Raw genomic sequence first — 14,498 nt, 5'->3', positions numbered from 1 at the left:
ACGCTCTCGATTCTGTGACAGCCCACCACTCCGTATCGAGGACACACTGAAACTGTGCGCCAAAACCGCGACTCGTTGCATGCTCACCAGCTCTGGTGCGCGATCAGCAGATATGAGTACCCTGAGGTCTGAATCGTTCTCATCAGTTGACAGGTAGGTGCGCTATGGACCTGCGCGCGCTTCGGTACTTCATTTTCATTGCTGAAGAAGGTAGCGTTCACGCCGGTGCGAGGCGCGCGATGGTGGCGCAACCGGCTCTCACTGTCGCGCTCAAGAAACTCGAGCGCGAGATCGGCACAGCGTTGTTCGAACGTTCTCACCGCGGCGTCACGCTGACCGCGGCCGGGTCCAATCTCCTGCCTCATGCTCGTTACCTCCTCAAGTACGCCGAGGATGCAAGAACCGAAGTTCAGCTGAGCAGCGGGGAAGCGGTGCTGACCTTCACCGTGGGATGTCTCCTGGGGAGGGTATCTGCTGCCGAGCTGACCGGTCCGATTCTGGATACATTCCAAAGGTTGAACCCCGGTGTGCATGTCCGCGTCCGCGAGTTGAACTTCGCGGATCAGTTCGATTCCGTGCTCGAGGGCATCGTGGACGTTGCGCTTGTTCGTTCGCCTTTCGAGCATCCCGACCTGGCGTTCAAGTCCCTGTTCAGCGATCCCACGGTGCTGGTGACCAGTCCTGACCATCCGCTGGCACGGGAGCCGGAAGTACCGATACAGGTGGTGATGGATGAGCCGGTACTCGAGGTTGTTCGAGCTCCGCGGGTGTGGCGGAACTTTTGGAATCTCAGCGAGCTTGGCAACGGCGAGAACCGATTGGTTCCGACCAACGCGGTGTGTTTGGTCGACTACACCCTGGACGTCCTGCGTCATTCCACTGTAAATCTGATGGGAGAAAGCGGTTGGCGTCTGGGTGGGCTCGGCGAGCCGACCGCATGCGCGATTCGGGTCGTCGACGCACCTCGCAATGTGGCGGGCATCGGTTATCTGCGTGGCAATGACGATCCGTTGGTCGAATCGTTCATCGCTACCGCTACTGCGGTTGCCGAGCAGCTCATTTCGCTTGTTCCCAACGCAACTTTGTCTTGAGTGAGGACATTCCGCTTAACCCGGATGCACCGATTCGCTGGCCTGATCGCTGCGAGTTTCGTTGGGTGGCATGACGGTGTGTGGGCATGGTTGAGTCGCCGATCTCTCGTGTCGGGTTGTTCCACTGAGGCTTTCGCGTCGAGGGCGGGCAGGTGTCGCGGGCGTTAGACGAGGATCGGCTGTGTGCGACCGAAGGTGTTGTCGAACAGGTTGCGCCACGCTGTTTCCCACGGCCAGTTCTGCGGGAGGTGCAGCGTCAACCGTCTCGCCGAGGAGGCGACGCGTGCGGGGACCGAGACAATGGTGCGGCGGAGGGTGCCGGTCGTCGCCCTCGTCAGCTTCGGATCGCCGGTGAGGGTACCGGCGGCGCGGGTGAGGTTGAAGGCCATCACCGCGCAGACCAGCCAAGCGGCGTTCGCGGTAAACCGGCCCGACGGGAGGTGCGCGAGTGCGGAGTTCTTCAGGTCCGCGTGCACCTGCTCGATGACGGCGGGCTGACGGTGGGTTTTGTCGGCGGCGACGGTATCGAGGTCGTCGGGGTCGGTGGTGGTGAAGAACGCGTGGAACCGCCACACGTCGAACAAGGTGCCCTGGCCCTGGTCCTTGGGTGGTCGCAGGTCGGGGATGCGGCGCACCACCAGCCGCCCGGGGATCTGGTGGGCTTCTTCTGCGAGGCGAACGCCGTGAACGGTATCTCGGCGACCTCGGCACGCGAGATCCAGGTATCGGTGTCCTCGTCGTAGACGGCGTCGGTGTACTCGATCGGCGTCCACGCGGACTCGTCGTCGCCGATCGATGCGATCGCCCGTTTGACGGTGGCGGTCAGACGCACGGTCACCGACACACCGGCGCCGACGCGAATCGCGGCCCCGACGGTGGGATGGCCATAGAACGCCGAATCGCCTCGAACCAGCAGCACCGTCGGCGCACCGCCACCGCTCGCCCCGCCGACCTGGGAACACAGCCGGTCGACGGTCACCAGCGCATTGGCGACCATCCGGACGGCCCCACGCGCGGAGCCGCATGCCCCGCGCCGCAATCGCTGGCCGATGATCACCGGCGCAGCGGTCTCCGTGGTGACGGTGGTGATCAGGGCGTTCAACCCGCGGACCCCGGAGTACCCGTAGCCGGAGCCCTGCTTGCCGTGCCCATGCACCTCGATGATCGAATCGTCGATATCGACCAGCACCCGCCCGGTGTCGATACCACCGACCAGGGACGTTCCTTCGGCGAGAGCGCACAGGAACCGTGAGGACACGGCATCGAGCTGGCGAACGTGCCCGAAGCTGAACTGGCGAAGAAACGATCCCAGCGTCGACGGTGCATAGGGGCGGTCGAAGACGGTCCCCATCGCCCCGTGCCGCAGGATCGCTAGGTCGGCGATGCTGTCGGCGCCGGCGACCATCCACCGATCAGGGACCCGATCTTGTAGCCAGCGTTGGCACCTTTGTCGGTCGGCACGCTCAGGTACTGATCGGCGAGGGTGAGCAGGCCGCTCGCCTGGGCCAATGCCATCACCGGGACCAGCCCCGCGGTCGACATCAGATTCGGGTCGTCGAACCTCGCCGCGGCGACGGGCCGGGTGTGAGATAGTTGCATCTGCGAGATGCCCTCCGGTGTGGCGTGAACTGATCCCTAAACAAGACCGATTCTCCCACTACGGCAGGGCATTTCGTCGCTACGACCCGCTCGCCACCCCAACCGAATCGGTGTATCCGGGCTTAAGGGTCGGCGTCAGAAGTTCGCCGGAGGTTGTTACCAGTCGCTGGGGACGACGAGGTAGAGCCGAGCCCACCACAGGCAAAGTCGAGGGCTTCTTGCGAGCTGACGGTTGGCCAGGAAAGGGTCCTGGTACTTGGCAGCGCTGCTGCACGGTAGATGGCGAATCCCCAGGTGCAGGCCCTAACCCACAGCGCAACCGCATCAGCGGCACCACGACCCCGTCGGTGAACACGCTGGTCATGGGCTCGACAGGGTAGGTGATCTACCTGCCGGGTAATGCCCTAACTCGGGCGGACCGTATGCGGGGTTCGGGTCGTCGACGCACCTTGCAATGTGACGGGCATCGGTTACCGGCATGCAATCACGGTCCTTGGTTGAATCCTTTGCTCCTCCCCTACTACTATTGCAGCGCAGCATGTTTCAACTATCTCTAGCGGGCGGGGTTATGCTCTCGCACGCAGGCGGCTGATGTGGGCAGGTTCGAAGCAGGGTCTCGGGGAGCTTGGCGACCGCGGACACCAGTTGATGATCCGGATTTTTAGTCGCGCGCTCAGGGATTCTCCCTGCGTGTTTCGACGACCCATGCCGCGATCTGTGTGCGTGAGGTGAACTCCAACTTGGTCAGAATATGTTCAACGTGGCCTTGCGCGGTGCGTGGGGAGATCACCAACCGTGTGGCGATCTCTTTATTCGTCAGTCCCTCGGCGATCAGGTCTGCGACCTCCCGCTCGCGCTTCGTCAGGCGTGCTGCCGGGGCGGCAAGTGATGATGTCGCAGGAGGCTGCTCACCCAAGGCGTAGGCGATCGCGGCACCGAAACTCAGACCCGCCCCGTACCGCTGGGCGGCGGCGAAAACCTCCTTGTTCAGGGCGTCTCGTGTCGCGTGTTCGCACGCTTGTTGGTACCCGCTCATATTGGGCACTACGACGGTCGGACTGCCTACGGACCGGCTGAGCTTTTCCGAGGCTGCCAGCAGTACGACCGCGCGCCGCGCGTTCTGGTCTTCGGCGGCGATCCATGCCAGCGCCTGCAGGCACATGCTGGCGTTGAGCCGGTCGTTCACCTCGAGGTCCGCTTGCAGTGCCTGTTCGAGTAGTTGGACCGCTCGTTCACGCTCACCGCGCCGCCATACCGCGACCGCCAGCCCCCACAAGCAATACGACCGAAACACCGATTCACCCCGTGCATCGGTGATTGCCAGAACGCGCTCATAGCATTCGATGGCGTGTTCGGTGTCGCCGAGGAATTCGTCGGCGACACCGAGGCCGATGAGCGCTGCGACCTCGACGACATCGTTGCTCCCGGTGTAGGTCTGGACAGCTTTCTCGAGGTGAGCGCGTGCGTCGAGGGGCTGTCCACCGAACAGGGCGGCGTAGCCGACTGCGCTGTCGGTGTGTGCGCGTGTCAACGGGTCGCGTGTCGAAGAGGCAAGCGCCTGTGCATCTTTCATCAGGGCGGCCGCCGCCTGTAGGTCGCCCTGGATTCCAGTCATCATGCTGCCGACGTAGAGTGCCTTGGCGTGATCGACGGTCGGCTGGGCTGGTTGACGGGCGAGGAGCCGGTCGAGCCACCGCCTGCCTTCAGAAAGCAGACCCCGGGAAAGCCAGAACGGGTACAGGGCGGCCACGATCCGGAGCCCGGAGGCTGGGCTCTCGGAGACACAGGATTCCAAGGCGTCCCGAAGATTCGGGTGCTCGCGCACGAGTGTGGTGATCAACGCGAGCTCGCGGGAGCTGATCCATTGCGATTCCGTGTCGAGTACCAGGCGTTCACACCAGTCTCGGTGTCGCTGACGCAGTTCGGCATATTCACCGCTCTCATGCGCTTTTTCTCGGCCGTAATCGCGCACGGTCTCGAGCATGCGGAACCGCATCTCGGCACCGGCCGGCTCCCTCATCAGGATCGACTTGTCGACGAGGTAGGTCACCGTGTCGAGGAGTTCCTGCGCGGGCAGATCTGGGCCGCAGATTTGTTCGGCGGCGTCGAGGTCGAAACTACCGGCGAAGACCGACAGCTGCGACCACAGCCGCTGCTCCGCCGGTGTGCACAGGTCGTAGCTCCAGTCGATGCACATCCGGAGCGTTTGTTGTCTCGACGGCGCATCCCGGCTGCCCTGGGTCAACAGTACGTACCGGTCGGTCAAGCGTTGCAGTATTTGTTCCGGCGTCATTGCCCGCAACCGTGCGGCGGCAAGCTCGATCGGTAACGGGAGCCCGTCCAATCGCTGGCAGATCCGAGCGATCGTGGTCTTGTTCTCCTCGGTGACCTCGAATCCCGGGGCGGCCGCGGTAGCTCCGCGTTCGGCGAACAGGGTGACCGCGTCGTTGCCCGCCATCCCTCGCGGTAGGTCGTCGGGATCCGGGACGCCGAGCGGTGGCACCAGCAGCACTGCTTCCCCGCCGATGCCGAGTGGTTCGCGACTGGTGGCGAGAATCTGCAGCCGTGGGCAGGTGCGAAGCAGGGTCTCGGTGAGCTTGGCGACCGCGGGCACCAGGTGCTCGCAATTGTCCAGTATCAGCAGCTGTTCGCGCCCGGCGAGGAACTCGACGAGCACCTCGGGTATGGGTCGCGCCGATTGGTCACGTAGTCCCAGCGCGTTCGCTACCACACCCGCCAACAGGAACTCGTCACGCAACTCCCCGAGCTCCACCAGGGTGGTGCCATCGGCGAAGTCCCGGCGCACCTTGCCGGCGATACGGAGCGCCAGACGGGTCTTTCCGACCCCACCGGTGCCGGTCAGGGTCAGCAGCCGCGCGTTCGACAACGCGTTCCTCGCCTCGGTCAACTCCGTGTGGCGGTCGACGAAGCTGGTCAACTCCAGCGGGAGTTGACCCCCTCGCCCCGAATCGGCCGACCACGACGGTGTAGGCGACGCACCTTTCCCGGGAGGTGCGTCGGTCGCGGCTCCTGGCTCGGTGGTGTGCAGAGCGATCTCGTCGACCGCGAATCCATGCCGTAATTGGGCTTCGCGCAGATGGTGGCTCAGCTCCGCGGCAGCCGGGCGCGTCTCGGGATCACTGGCCATGGCCTGTTCGATGATTGCGCTGACGTCCTCGGGAACGCCGTGCTCGCGTGGGTTCGGTACCGGCTCGGATGTGATCCGCAGGAACTGTGCCATCAATTGCTCGCCGCTGCGGCGTTCGAACGCGGCATGGCCGGTGAGCGCCGCGAACAGGGTGGCGCCGAGCCCGTACACGTCCGCGGACGTGCTCGGAGGGCGTCCGGCTACGACTTCGGGGGCGATGAACGCCGGTGACCCGGTGACGACCCCGGTGGTCGTCTCGAACCCGCCGGTGATGTGTGCGATGCCGAAATCCGTCAATGCCGGCTCGCCGTAATCGGTGAGCAGTATGTTCGCGGGCTTGATGTCGCGATGGAGGATGCCGACCTTGTGCGCGGCTTCCAGGGCGCCGGCCATCTTCACCCCGAGCCGGAGCACATCGGCCAGCGGAAGCGGGCCGTGGCGCCTGATTCGGGCATCGACGGAGCCCCGGGCACAGTAAGGCATCACGATGAACGGGCGACCGTTGTCGGTCACATCGGCATGGAGAATGTTGACGATGTTGGGATGACCGGTCAACCGGCCCGCCGCCCGCTGCTCTCGCATGAACCGTTCCCGGTTTTCCTGGTCGAGATCCGCGGTCAGGACCTTGACAGCCACCGAACGTTCGAGCGACGCCTGCGTGCACCGGTACACGATCCCGAACCCGCCACGACCGATCTCGACAGCATCCTCGAACCCCGCCGCCGCGAGCTCCGCCGTGACCGCACCGGACACGTCGCGTTGGGTCGCGAATGGATCCACGTTATTCATCGACACATCTCTTCACGGTGCACGTCGAACTGCCCGAAAAACCTCTCGAGCAACACCTAAGAATATCGCCAGGCGATCCCACCCGCGGGTCGGATCCGATACCGGAGCAGGAATCCGGTCGATCATCACCCACCGGTGATGTCGACGGGGCACCCCCTGAGTGAGGACATCGTGAACACTGGGTCCCAGAGTGCGATTTCCCGCCAGCGGCCTCTCAAAAAATTGTAGGTCCCGACGTCGGTCGTCCATGTCGGCGACCTAGGCTTTCCAGCCAGTTGTCGGACCGGGCCTCCCAGCATTCTGTCGGATTCCTCAAGCGTCTGGGCAATAGCAGGTCGGGCATCCGGTCTTGTGACCTGCTGAAACGCGTCTTGTTAGGGCTTCCTACCGACACGGAACTTGGACAACCGACACGGCACCGACACGAAATCTGGAAGACCGACACGGAGACGTGGAACCCACAAAAATCGTGGAACCTACGCGTCTCCATTGGCATCGCTCCGTGTCACTCATGATTTGTGAGCACTAGGGCACGATAATTTCAGTTATCAATTTCAGTTATCGAACCGTCGGGCCCGAAACACACGTCACCGCGTTTTTGCTGTGCAACGTGTCGGTGCACCCCGGTAGCCTGCGTCGGTGACGATCGAACCGGTGAACGAGCCCCTGCGCGGCCGGTAACAGCATCCGCGGGGCCCGCGCTGCGGGAGGAGGTGGCAGCGCGGATCGCCGGCACCATGCAGCGTTCGCGCGCGAAGAACACCCGCCGCTCCCACACCTCGGACTGGGAGCTTTTCGCTCGTGGTGTTTCTCCCACGGGCACGCTGCCCTCCCGGCGCGCCCCGCTGGTGGTGGCGTGGTATCTGCTGCGGTGGCGTCTGATTCTTCTCGGTTGGTATCAGCCACGGGACACCTACACCAAGGCCAGCGATCGAGCCTAAGCGTGAGCGACGCTCTCGCGCCGTGTTCCCGGCTGGCATCCGCCCACAGGGAAGCCTTCGAGCTCCTTGACACGCCCCCACCACTGCGATCTCTGGCTGCCTGATGTACGACAGAGACCTGCAATTGGCATCAACGAAGTCGAATCGCCGTTGCCGAACACGTCGACTGTCAAGTCCCACCTCGTGCGCGTCTTCGGAGAAGCTCGGCGTCAAGTCCCGCACTCGCGACGTCGGCCGGGCGCGCGAGTTGGGCTCGATCTAAGGATCTACTCCTCCTCGGGATTGCGATTGAGGTGTATCAGGCTGAGCACCAGCCCACCCCACACCAGCACGAGGGCAAGCACCATCATCGCGATTGCGGACCCGGTCATAGGTTTTCTCCAGCCTCGGTCGATTCGGTGTGTTCGAGTTCTTCATCGGAACGGCGCCACGGAGTGAACGACAGCAACACGGCGACGACGATGACGAGTGTTTGCGCCAGCCAGCCGAAGATCGTGACCAAGCCGTCGGGAAGGCCGCCGTAACCTTCGCGTACTCTGTCGATGATCTCGCTGATCAGCATGTAGGCCAGCACGACCGGGGTAATGACCCCGATGAACAGGCGCCAGATCACTCCGACCTTGAACGAGGACACCGAGTTGAGGTGGTCCTGCATCTCGGGCAGCCGGCGCAGGGCCCACGTCACCGCGACGATGGCGACCAGTGCCACGCCGACGATGCCGATGTTGTTCGCGAAGTTGTCCACGATGTCGAGGAGGTTCAAACCGGTTGCAGTGGGGAAGAGCAGCAGCGATACCACGGTCGCGGCGCCTCCGACACCGAGAACGGCGGGAACTCGGCCGATCCCGAGCTTGTCCTGCACCGCGGCAACACATACCTGGATGATGCTGATCAGCGAAGTGAAACCCGCGAAGACGAGCGACGCGAAGAACAGGACGCCGAACAACGGTCCACCGGGCATCGAGGAGATGATCGCCGGGAAGGCGATGAAGGCGAGACCTATGCCGCTCTCGACCACCTCGTCCACCGCGACACCCGAAATGTTCGCCATGTAGCCGAGCGTGGCGAATACGCCGATGCCGGCGAGGATCTCGAAGCTGCTGTTCGTGAAGCCGACCACAAGTCCGGAGCCGGTGAGATTCGTCTTGTGCTTGAGGTACGACGAGTAGGTGATCATGATGCCGAACGCCACCGACAGGGAGAAGAAGATCTGACCGTACGCCGCGATCCAAACGCCCGTGTCCATCAGGGCTGACCAGTTCGGCCGGAAGAAGGCATCCAAGCCCGCACCCGCGCCCTCGAGGAACAGTGCGCGCACCACGAGAATGGCGAAGAGAACGATTAGCAGCGGGACGAAGAACCGGGCAGACGCGCCGATCCCCTTCTGCACGCCGAGCGCAAGGATCACGAGCGTGATGATCCAAATCAGGAGAAGCGGAAGGGCGACGCCGGGAACGAAGTCCAGGCCGAACGTCGATTCGCTGTCCTGCTTCAAGAAGTCGGTGGTGAAGAAGGTCGCCGGGTCCTCACCCCATGCTTCGTTGAACGAGAAGAAGAAGTACCGGATCGCCCACGCGATGATCACCGCGTAGTACACGCCGATGACGAAGCAAATGCCCACCTGCCACCAGCCGATGAACTCCGCACGCTTGTGAATCCGCCGGAACGCCAGGGGCGGCGAGCCCCGAAACTTGTGCCCGATGGCGTAGTCGAGGAAGAGCAACGGGATTCCTGCGGTCAGCAGGGCCACCAGGTAGGGAATGATGAAGGCGCCGCCGCCGTTCGTGTAGGCCACGTACGGGAACCGCCAGATGTTGCCGAGGCCGACGGCCGAGCCTATCGCGGCCAGAATGAAGACGGTGCGTCCCGACCAAGCCTCGCGGTTCTGTTCCAGTACCATGCTGCCGTTGCCCTCCGCGGTCGATCGTTGTCGATTGTTCGACCGTATCGGCTGGCGGACTCGAGCAGTGCCGTTCCGGGTTTTGGGACGTCGGTCTCGACATCCCCGGCATCGACTTCGTTTCCCTCGCGCAGGGGTACGGCTACGCCGGCGGCCGTACATTCACCGGAACAGGGTCCGTGCGCTCACGTGGGTTCCTTGTCGGTGGTGTGGTCGGTGACAGTCGGGATCGGGTCTTGACCGTCGCCGGCGTCGATGACCTCGAAGTCGTGGGACCAGTCGGTGACCGGTTCGACGCCGACGGCCGTCGAATCGGCGCCCTTGCTGCCGTGCAGGAACTCGAGTTGACTCTCGTAGTGGTCGAGAACGTTGCCGATGAGCTGTTCCCGCGAGAACCCGGAGACATCGAAGCCGCTGCTGCCATCCGCCGAGAAGACCTCCAGCCGGAAGTACTTCCCCAGTTTCTGTGCGCCGCGGCCGTAGCTGGGGGTGTGGTGTTCGGTGGGATACACCTGATAGTGGAAGGTCCGCTCCAACCTCGAACGGGACGTCGGGGTGGTAGCTGAGGATGCCGCAACTCTCGACGAGCCGTTCCCCGACCGTCGCGCCCACGCCCTGGGCACGCAGTTCGTCGGCGACCTCCCGAAGCGCGGGCCCGACCACTGCCGTCGCGTATCGATCGGTGGCGTGGGCTCCTGGGAAGCGCATGGACCGCTCGATGCGCTGGAGCCCGTACAACTGGGTGCCGCCCGAACTGCGGCTCGACAGCGCCTTCGGCAGCGACAGTCGCGCCGACTCCGCCCAATTCTGTTCCACCTGGAATGCTTTGAACAACCCGAGCATGAGAAACACGACGACGACAGCGAGCGGGAGGCCCATGATGATCGTCGCGTTCTGCAGCGTCGCGATGCCCCCGATCATGAGCATCGCCAAGGTCAACAGTCCGGTGGCGCCTGCCCAGAAGATCCGGACCCAGGCCGGCCCGTCGGATTCGTTGTCCGTGATCCGCGAACTGAAGTGCGACATCACCAGCGCCCCGGAATCGGCGCTGGTGACATAGAACAGCATGCCGGTGAAGGTGGCGATCACCGCGAGGATCGGTGCACCCGGATATTGCTCGAGCAACGTGTAGAAAGCCTGTTCGGGAGCCGACACCGCGGTCTCCCCGAACTCGGCGTTGCCGTCCCGGACGATGTCGATGGCGCTGTTCCCGAAGATCGAGATCCACACGAGGATGAACAGGAAGGGCACCGTCAGCACGCCGACCACGAAACAACCCGATACTCAAATCCGCCCTCGTCGACTATGTCGCACGCGACGGAATCACCCACTCACTCGACACGTACACCGTCGCCAAGCGGGAATTCCTCGAAACGCTCCATCGGGTGGTCCTCGCGCCCCGCAATCTCGACTACAAGGTGCAGTTCCCCGGGCCGACCGGAACGAACGCCGTCGAGGCCGCACTCAAACTGGCACGAAAATGCACCGGCCGCGAAACCATCATCAGCTTCACCAACGCCTTCCACGGAATGACACTGGGTGCGCTGGCGGTGACCGGCAACTCGATGAAACGTGCCGGCGCCGGCGTACCCCTCGTCCATACGACCCCGATGCCGTTCGACCACTACCTGGGTGGGACCGTCGACGACTTCCACTGGCTCGAGCACGCCCTCGAGAATTCCGGAAGTGGGCTGGAGAAGCCCGCAGCGGTGATCGTCGAAACGGTGCAGGGCGAAGGCGGCGTCAATGTCGCACGGCCGCAATGGCTGCGGGCGCTCGCCCAACTTTGCCGCGACCGCGACATCCTGTTGATCGTCGACGATGTGCAGATGGGATGCGGACGAACCGGCCCGTTCTTTTCGTTCGAGGACGCCGGAATCGAACCCGACATAGTCACGCTGTCCAAGTCGATCAGCGGATACGGCCTGCCCATGGCACTGACACTCCTCAAACCGCACCTCGACATCTGGGAACCGGGCGAACACAACGGAACGTTCCGCGGCAACAACCTCGCCTTCGTCACGGCGCGTGCCGCCCTCGAACACTACTGGAACAACGACGGCGTACAGGATGCCACCACTGGCCTGATCAACTGGCCGCTCGGGGCGTGGACGGCCCTGCGCGGCGGAAGGAAAACACGCCCCGGGATGTCAGCCAAGAAGCAGGCAGCACTCGCGTTCGTGAAGGAACTGCTGGAATCCGACGGGCTCCGCATTGTCGTCGACCGCAACTACCCGATGGATCGGATCATCGAAGCGCACCGATATGTCGACCGAGGCCGCAAGGTCGGGAACGTCGCCATCAAGGTCCCCGGCTCGACGCCGCTGGTTGAGTAGTACCGGCACATCATGGCACGGGGTTCGGCTTCCGATTCAGGGATCGACGACCCGCGGCTCGTCGACAACCCGGTTACGGGATTGAGCTGGAGCGGCGCGGATTCGGAAAAATGCCCCAATCAGCGTTCCGCTATTGAAGCGCGGCGATCGCCTCGACTTCGACAAGCTGGTCCGGGTAGCCGAGTACAGCAACGCCGAGCAGTGTGCTGGGCACGTCGTGATCGCCAAAGTGGCGGCTGACGACATCCCACGCCGTCACCAGGTCCGCTCGTGCGTTGCTGGCGACGTAGACGGTCGTCTTGACCACGTCGGGCAGATTGGCACCTGCGGCGTGTAGCGCGGCGCGCAGATTGCGCATCACTTGTTCGGCCTGACCTGCGATGTCCCCAACCGCTACCGTGGCGCCGGCCTCATCGAGTGGGCAGGCACCAGCGGTGAATACAAGCCTGGATGGCTGCTGGGTCCTCGCCGCGTACGCGTAGGGCACGTTGGCCGTCAACGTCGACGATCGAATCAGCTCGACGTGCATGTCGTTGGTCACGGTCACAGTCTCGCAGAGCGAGGGCACCGGCCTCACTTGCCGATCGATGACCGGTCACCGATCCACTTACGGAACGAGGGCACGACTGCCGCCCACATGCGCTGGGACACCACTTCGTCCCGGTGCAGGTTCCACAAATCGACACCATCGCCCAACCTTGCGAACAGTGTCGAGTCCTGTCCGCCGCCACGGCATCCGGATTCTTCATCGCCTGCGTATCGATGGCCGGCTAAGAACATCGGTCGGCCATGACTCAAGGGCGTTGACAATGCCATCTTCAACGCCGGTGAGTAGGTGAGAAGCGTGGACGCAACCGATCCCCCACCGCTGGTCGTCGTGCCACCGGGGAGTGCCGGACGAGAACCAGCCGAGCTCCGAGGCTAGTGAGACGACACAGGACATGCGGTGTCAACAGTTCGAGTCGTTCTCCGGGCAACTGATTGTCGGTAACCCGCGGCCGAGGCGTACTGGGCTGGTGCCAAATGAAACCTGATGAAAATCTACCCGTGCCGGTTCTACCATCGCTGGATTCGTTCGAGCTTGAAGGAACTCCGGACGGCGAGATTATCACTTTCAAGCTCGCTGGCGACGGATCGGTGGGCTGGTCAGCCCGCTTCGTTCAGATGCCGTTCCTTCGAGGAACGGACGGCGCCGTGCACATTTCAGGTTCGTGCATACTGCAGATCGATTTGACCTCAGTGGACTCGAATCAACTCAGCGAGATCCCAGGACAGCCGATACGGATAACGCCAGACGGCAACGCATCGACAGTGGCCGAGGTTCTGAGTTACCCGAGTAGCGACAGTGTCGCGCAGTCCTTCGTGGGAACCCGAAGCCGCACACCCGAGGTCACGGTCGACACATCAATCGACATCCGCATGATCACGGTCGCAATCACTGACGAATTACACCCGCCCGCGGCCGCCCGCTGAGAATCCTCATACTCGATCGATCCTCAGTGGTGTGGTTCTTCGGCCCAGGAAGGATTGCTCCCACTGGTGTCGCACACCCACGTCCAGGAATCGTCGTTGTCGAGGTTGACGGTGTCGGTGAGCCAGTAGGTGTCGTCGGGCGCCCATCCCGCGATGACACTCGCGGGATGGGCGTCGACGGCGATCGCGGTACCCGCCGCGGTGAGGTATCCCGCCACGGTGAGGTGCACGCCCTCGTACTGTTCGGAGAGCCTCGGCCAGTCGGGGATGACCCATTCTGCGCGGTGACCGCGACGGGGAACTGTCTGCACAGCTCTGCGCACGCCTGCGCACCGTCGACCTCGTACACGCGGGCGCTGGCGCTGGCGCTGGCGCTGGCGCTGGCGCTGGCGGGGATGTTCACTCGTCGTGTGATGGCGCGCTGCCATCCCATGCTGTCCTCGACGAACCACAAGCCGGCCGGGGTCCCGTCGAACTGCAACCGGGTCGAACACCGTGTAGGTGGAGTCGACCACCACCAGCCGGACCAGTTCGCCGACGGATCCGCCGGACGATCGCGTTCTGCTCGCACGTCCTCCGCGGCAGTCCGATCACGGTAGTCACGCAGCAGTTCCGCGGTGGTTGAGCAACGGAATCAGTACCGTCCTCGCTCCAACTCACCGACCACTGGTCGGTCGCAGCGGGCGTCGTCCACCACTGCGCATGCGGGGATCGTGCGATGCGCTCGGCGACCCGTCGAAGCTCACCCCGCACAGGCTCGGCGTCGACGAGGAGGTCTTCACCGTCCGGGTCCTGCCAGTAGCGTGCCGCGTCGACCGCGTCGGCGAGGGCCGAACGGAGCGCAACCGCCGTCACCTCGGAAGCGGCACCCGGGACAGGACACCGATCTAGACGCGCCTCTGGTCGAGTGAAGGCACATGTCTGGCGGCTGATCTTAGATCACGACACCAAGCTCGAAAATCGTTGTCGCCCAACGTTCATTCACGCGAATGAATGCCTCGGAACCGACCGACGGAGCCTACCAACCGCCCCGGGGGTTACTACTCACGTCCCGATCACAGACGGACGCTGCCCCGCAGACAGTCTGCAGGGACGCCTACTGAGAACGGAGGTGGTCGACGTCGTCGTACTCACCGGCCCTTCCTGGAGCTTCCGTGAATAGCGCCCGAACCGTACCTTCAGGTCGGTTATGGTCCGTTTGTTCGCGCCAGTAACCGCCGA

Annotated in this window: 11 protein-coding genes and 3 pseudogenes; 6 read left to right on the top strand and 8 right to left on the bottom strand. The window is 63.7% G+C overall.

Features of this window, described 5'->3' with window-relative positions:
* Positions 1–164 precede the first annotated feature (164 nt).
* Positions 165–1,091: a LysR family transcriptional regulator gene (locus tag HYG77_RS25270; RefSeq protein ID WP_109335697.1), complete on the top strand. Its 927-nt coding sequence runs from the start codon at positions 165–167 to the stop codon at positions 1,089–1,091.
* A 164-nt stretch (positions 1,092–1,255) separates the two neighbouring features.
* Here the strand turns inward: HYG77_RS25270 and HYG77_RS25265 are convergent.
* Positions 1,256–2,690: pseudogene (locus tag HYG77_RS25265) on the bottom strand (IS1380 family transposase).
* Between the two features lie 673 nt (positions 2,691–3,363).
* Complete coding sequence (locus HYG77_RS25260) at positions 3,364–6,627, bottom strand: protein kinase (RefSeq protein WP_208960997.1); 3,264 nt, start codon at positions 6,625–6,627, stop codon at positions 3,364–3,366.
* A 713-nt stretch (positions 6,628–7,340) separates the two neighbouring features.
* On the opposite strand from HYG77_RS25260, the gene HYG77_RS25255 reads away from it, so the two are divergent.
* Entirely contained in the window at positions 7,341–7,568 is a 228-nt protein-coding gene (locus tag HYG77_RS25255; protein WP_208960996.1) for a hypothetical protein, read from the top strand.
* Positions 7,569–7,834: 266 nt separating this feature from the next.
* Here the strand turns inward: HYG77_RS25255 and HYG77_RS25250 are convergent, their stop codons facing one another.
* The 4 genes and pseudogenes from HYG77_RS25250 to HYG77_RS39920 form a co-directional block, all read right to left on the bottom strand.
* Complete coding sequence (locus tag HYG77_RS25250) at positions 7,835–7,939, bottom strand: methionine/alanine import family NSS transporter small subunit (RefSeq protein WP_109332018.1); 105 nt, start codon at positions 7,937–7,939, stop codon at positions 7,835–7,837.
* On the bottom strand, positions 7,936–9,468 hold the full coding sequence (locus HYG77_RS25245) for a sodium-dependent transporter (protein ID WP_208960995.1): 1,533 nt from the start codon (positions 9,466–9,468) through the stop codon (positions 7,936–7,938). The genes HYG77_RS25250 and HYG77_RS25245 overlap by 4 nt, the downstream gene beginning before the upstream one ends.
* A 185-nt stretch (positions 9,469–9,653) precedes the next feature.
* Complete coding sequence (locus HYG77_RS39925; RefSeq protein WP_244461411.1) at positions 9,654–10,004, bottom strand: hypothetical protein; 351 nt, start codon at positions 10,002–10,004, stop codon at positions 9,654–9,656.
* A 340-nt stretch (positions 10,005–10,344) separates the two neighbouring features.
* Positions 10,345–10,698 (bottom strand): annotated as a pseudogene (locus tag HYG77_RS39920) (BCCT family transporter); the annotation flags it as partial.
* 41 nt (positions 10,699–10,739) lie between these two features.
* Between HYG77_RS39920 and HYG77_RS25235 the strand changes: the two are divergent.
* Positions 10,740–11,537, top strand: a pseudogene (locus HYG77_RS25235) (diaminobutyrate--2-oxoglutarate transaminase); the annotation flags it as partial.
* A 15-nt stretch (positions 11,538–11,552) separates the two neighbouring features.
* Positions 11,553–11,804 (top strand): zinc-binding dehydrogenase, encoded by a 252-nt coding sequence (locus tag HYG77_RS39915; RefSeq protein ID WP_280123319.1) that lies wholly within the window; start codon positions 11,553–11,555, stop codon positions 11,802–11,804.
* A 130-nt stretch (positions 11,805–11,934) separates the two neighbouring features.
* On the opposite strand, the gene HYG77_RS25230 is transcribed toward HYG77_RS39915, so the two are convergent.
* Entirely contained in the window at positions 11,935–12,333 is a 399-nt protein-coding gene (locus HYG77_RS25230; protein ID WP_109335259.1) for a RidA family protein, read from the bottom strand.
* A gap of 494 nt (positions 12,334–12,827) precedes the next feature.
* Between HYG77_RS25230 and HYG77_RS25225 the strand changes: the two genes are divergently transcribed.
* Positions 12,828–13,277 carry a hypothetical protein gene (locus tag HYG77_RS25225; RefSeq protein WP_208960994.1) on the top strand — a complete coding sequence of 150 codons (450 nt, stop codon included), beginning with the start codon at positions 12,828–12,830 and terminating at the stop codon, positions 13,275–13,277.
* A 23-nt stretch (positions 13,278–13,300) separates the two neighbouring features.
* Here the strand turns inward: HYG77_RS25225 and HYG77_RS39910 are convergent, their stop codons facing one another.
* Entirely contained in the window at positions 13,301–13,600 is a 300-nt protein-coding gene (locus HYG77_RS39910; RefSeq protein ID WP_244373123.1) for a hypothetical protein, read from the bottom strand.
* Positions 13,601–13,979: 379 nt separating this feature from the next.
* Here HYG77_RS39910 and HYG77_RS39905 point away from each other — a divergent pair, with 379 nt between their 5' ends.
* Entirely contained in the window at positions 13,980–14,168 is a 189-nt protein-coding gene (locus HYG77_RS39905) for a hypothetical protein (protein WP_244373121.1), read from the top strand.
* The last annotated feature ends 330 nt before the right edge of the window (positions 14,169–14,498 follow it).

The sequence above is a fragment of the Rhodococcus sp. ZPP genome (assembly GCF_017656075.1).
GTDB lineage: Bacteria > Actinomycetota > Actinomycetes > Mycobacteriales > Mycobacteriaceae > Rhodococcus_F > Rhodococcus_F oxybenzonivorans.
Note: the sequence above shows the minus strand (reverse complement) of the source record. Positions and strands in the feature narration are given on the sequence as shown.

Coding starts and splice junctions, on each gene's coding strand:
- HYG77_RS39905 (WP_244373121.1), top strand. CDS start 13,980: ATGCGGGGATCGTGCGATGCGCTCGGCGACCCGTCGAAGCTCACCCCG.
- HYG77_RS25260 (WP_208960997.1), bottom strand. CDS start 6,627: ATGAATAACGTGGATCCATTCGCGACCCAACGCGACGTGTCCGGTGCG.
- HYG77_RS25250 (WP_109332018.1), bottom strand. CDS start 7,939: ATGACCGGGTCCGCAATCGCGATGATGGTGCTTGCCCTCGTGCTGGTG.
- HYG77_RS25225 (WP_208960994.1), top strand. CDS start 12,828: ATGAAACCTGATGAAAATCTACCCGTGCCGGTTCTACCATCGCTGGAT.
- HYG77_RS25270 (WP_109335697.1), top strand. CDS start 165: ATGGACCTGCGCGCGCTTCGGTACTTCATTTTCATTGCTGAAGAAGGT.
- HYG77_RS25245 (WP_208960995.1), bottom strand. CDS start 9,468: ATGGTACTGGAACAGAACCGCGAGGCTTGGTCGGGACGCACCGTCTTC.
- HYG77_RS25230 (WP_109335259.1), bottom strand. CDS start 12,333: ATGCACGTCGAGCTGATTCGATCGTCGACGTTGACGGCCAACGTGCCC.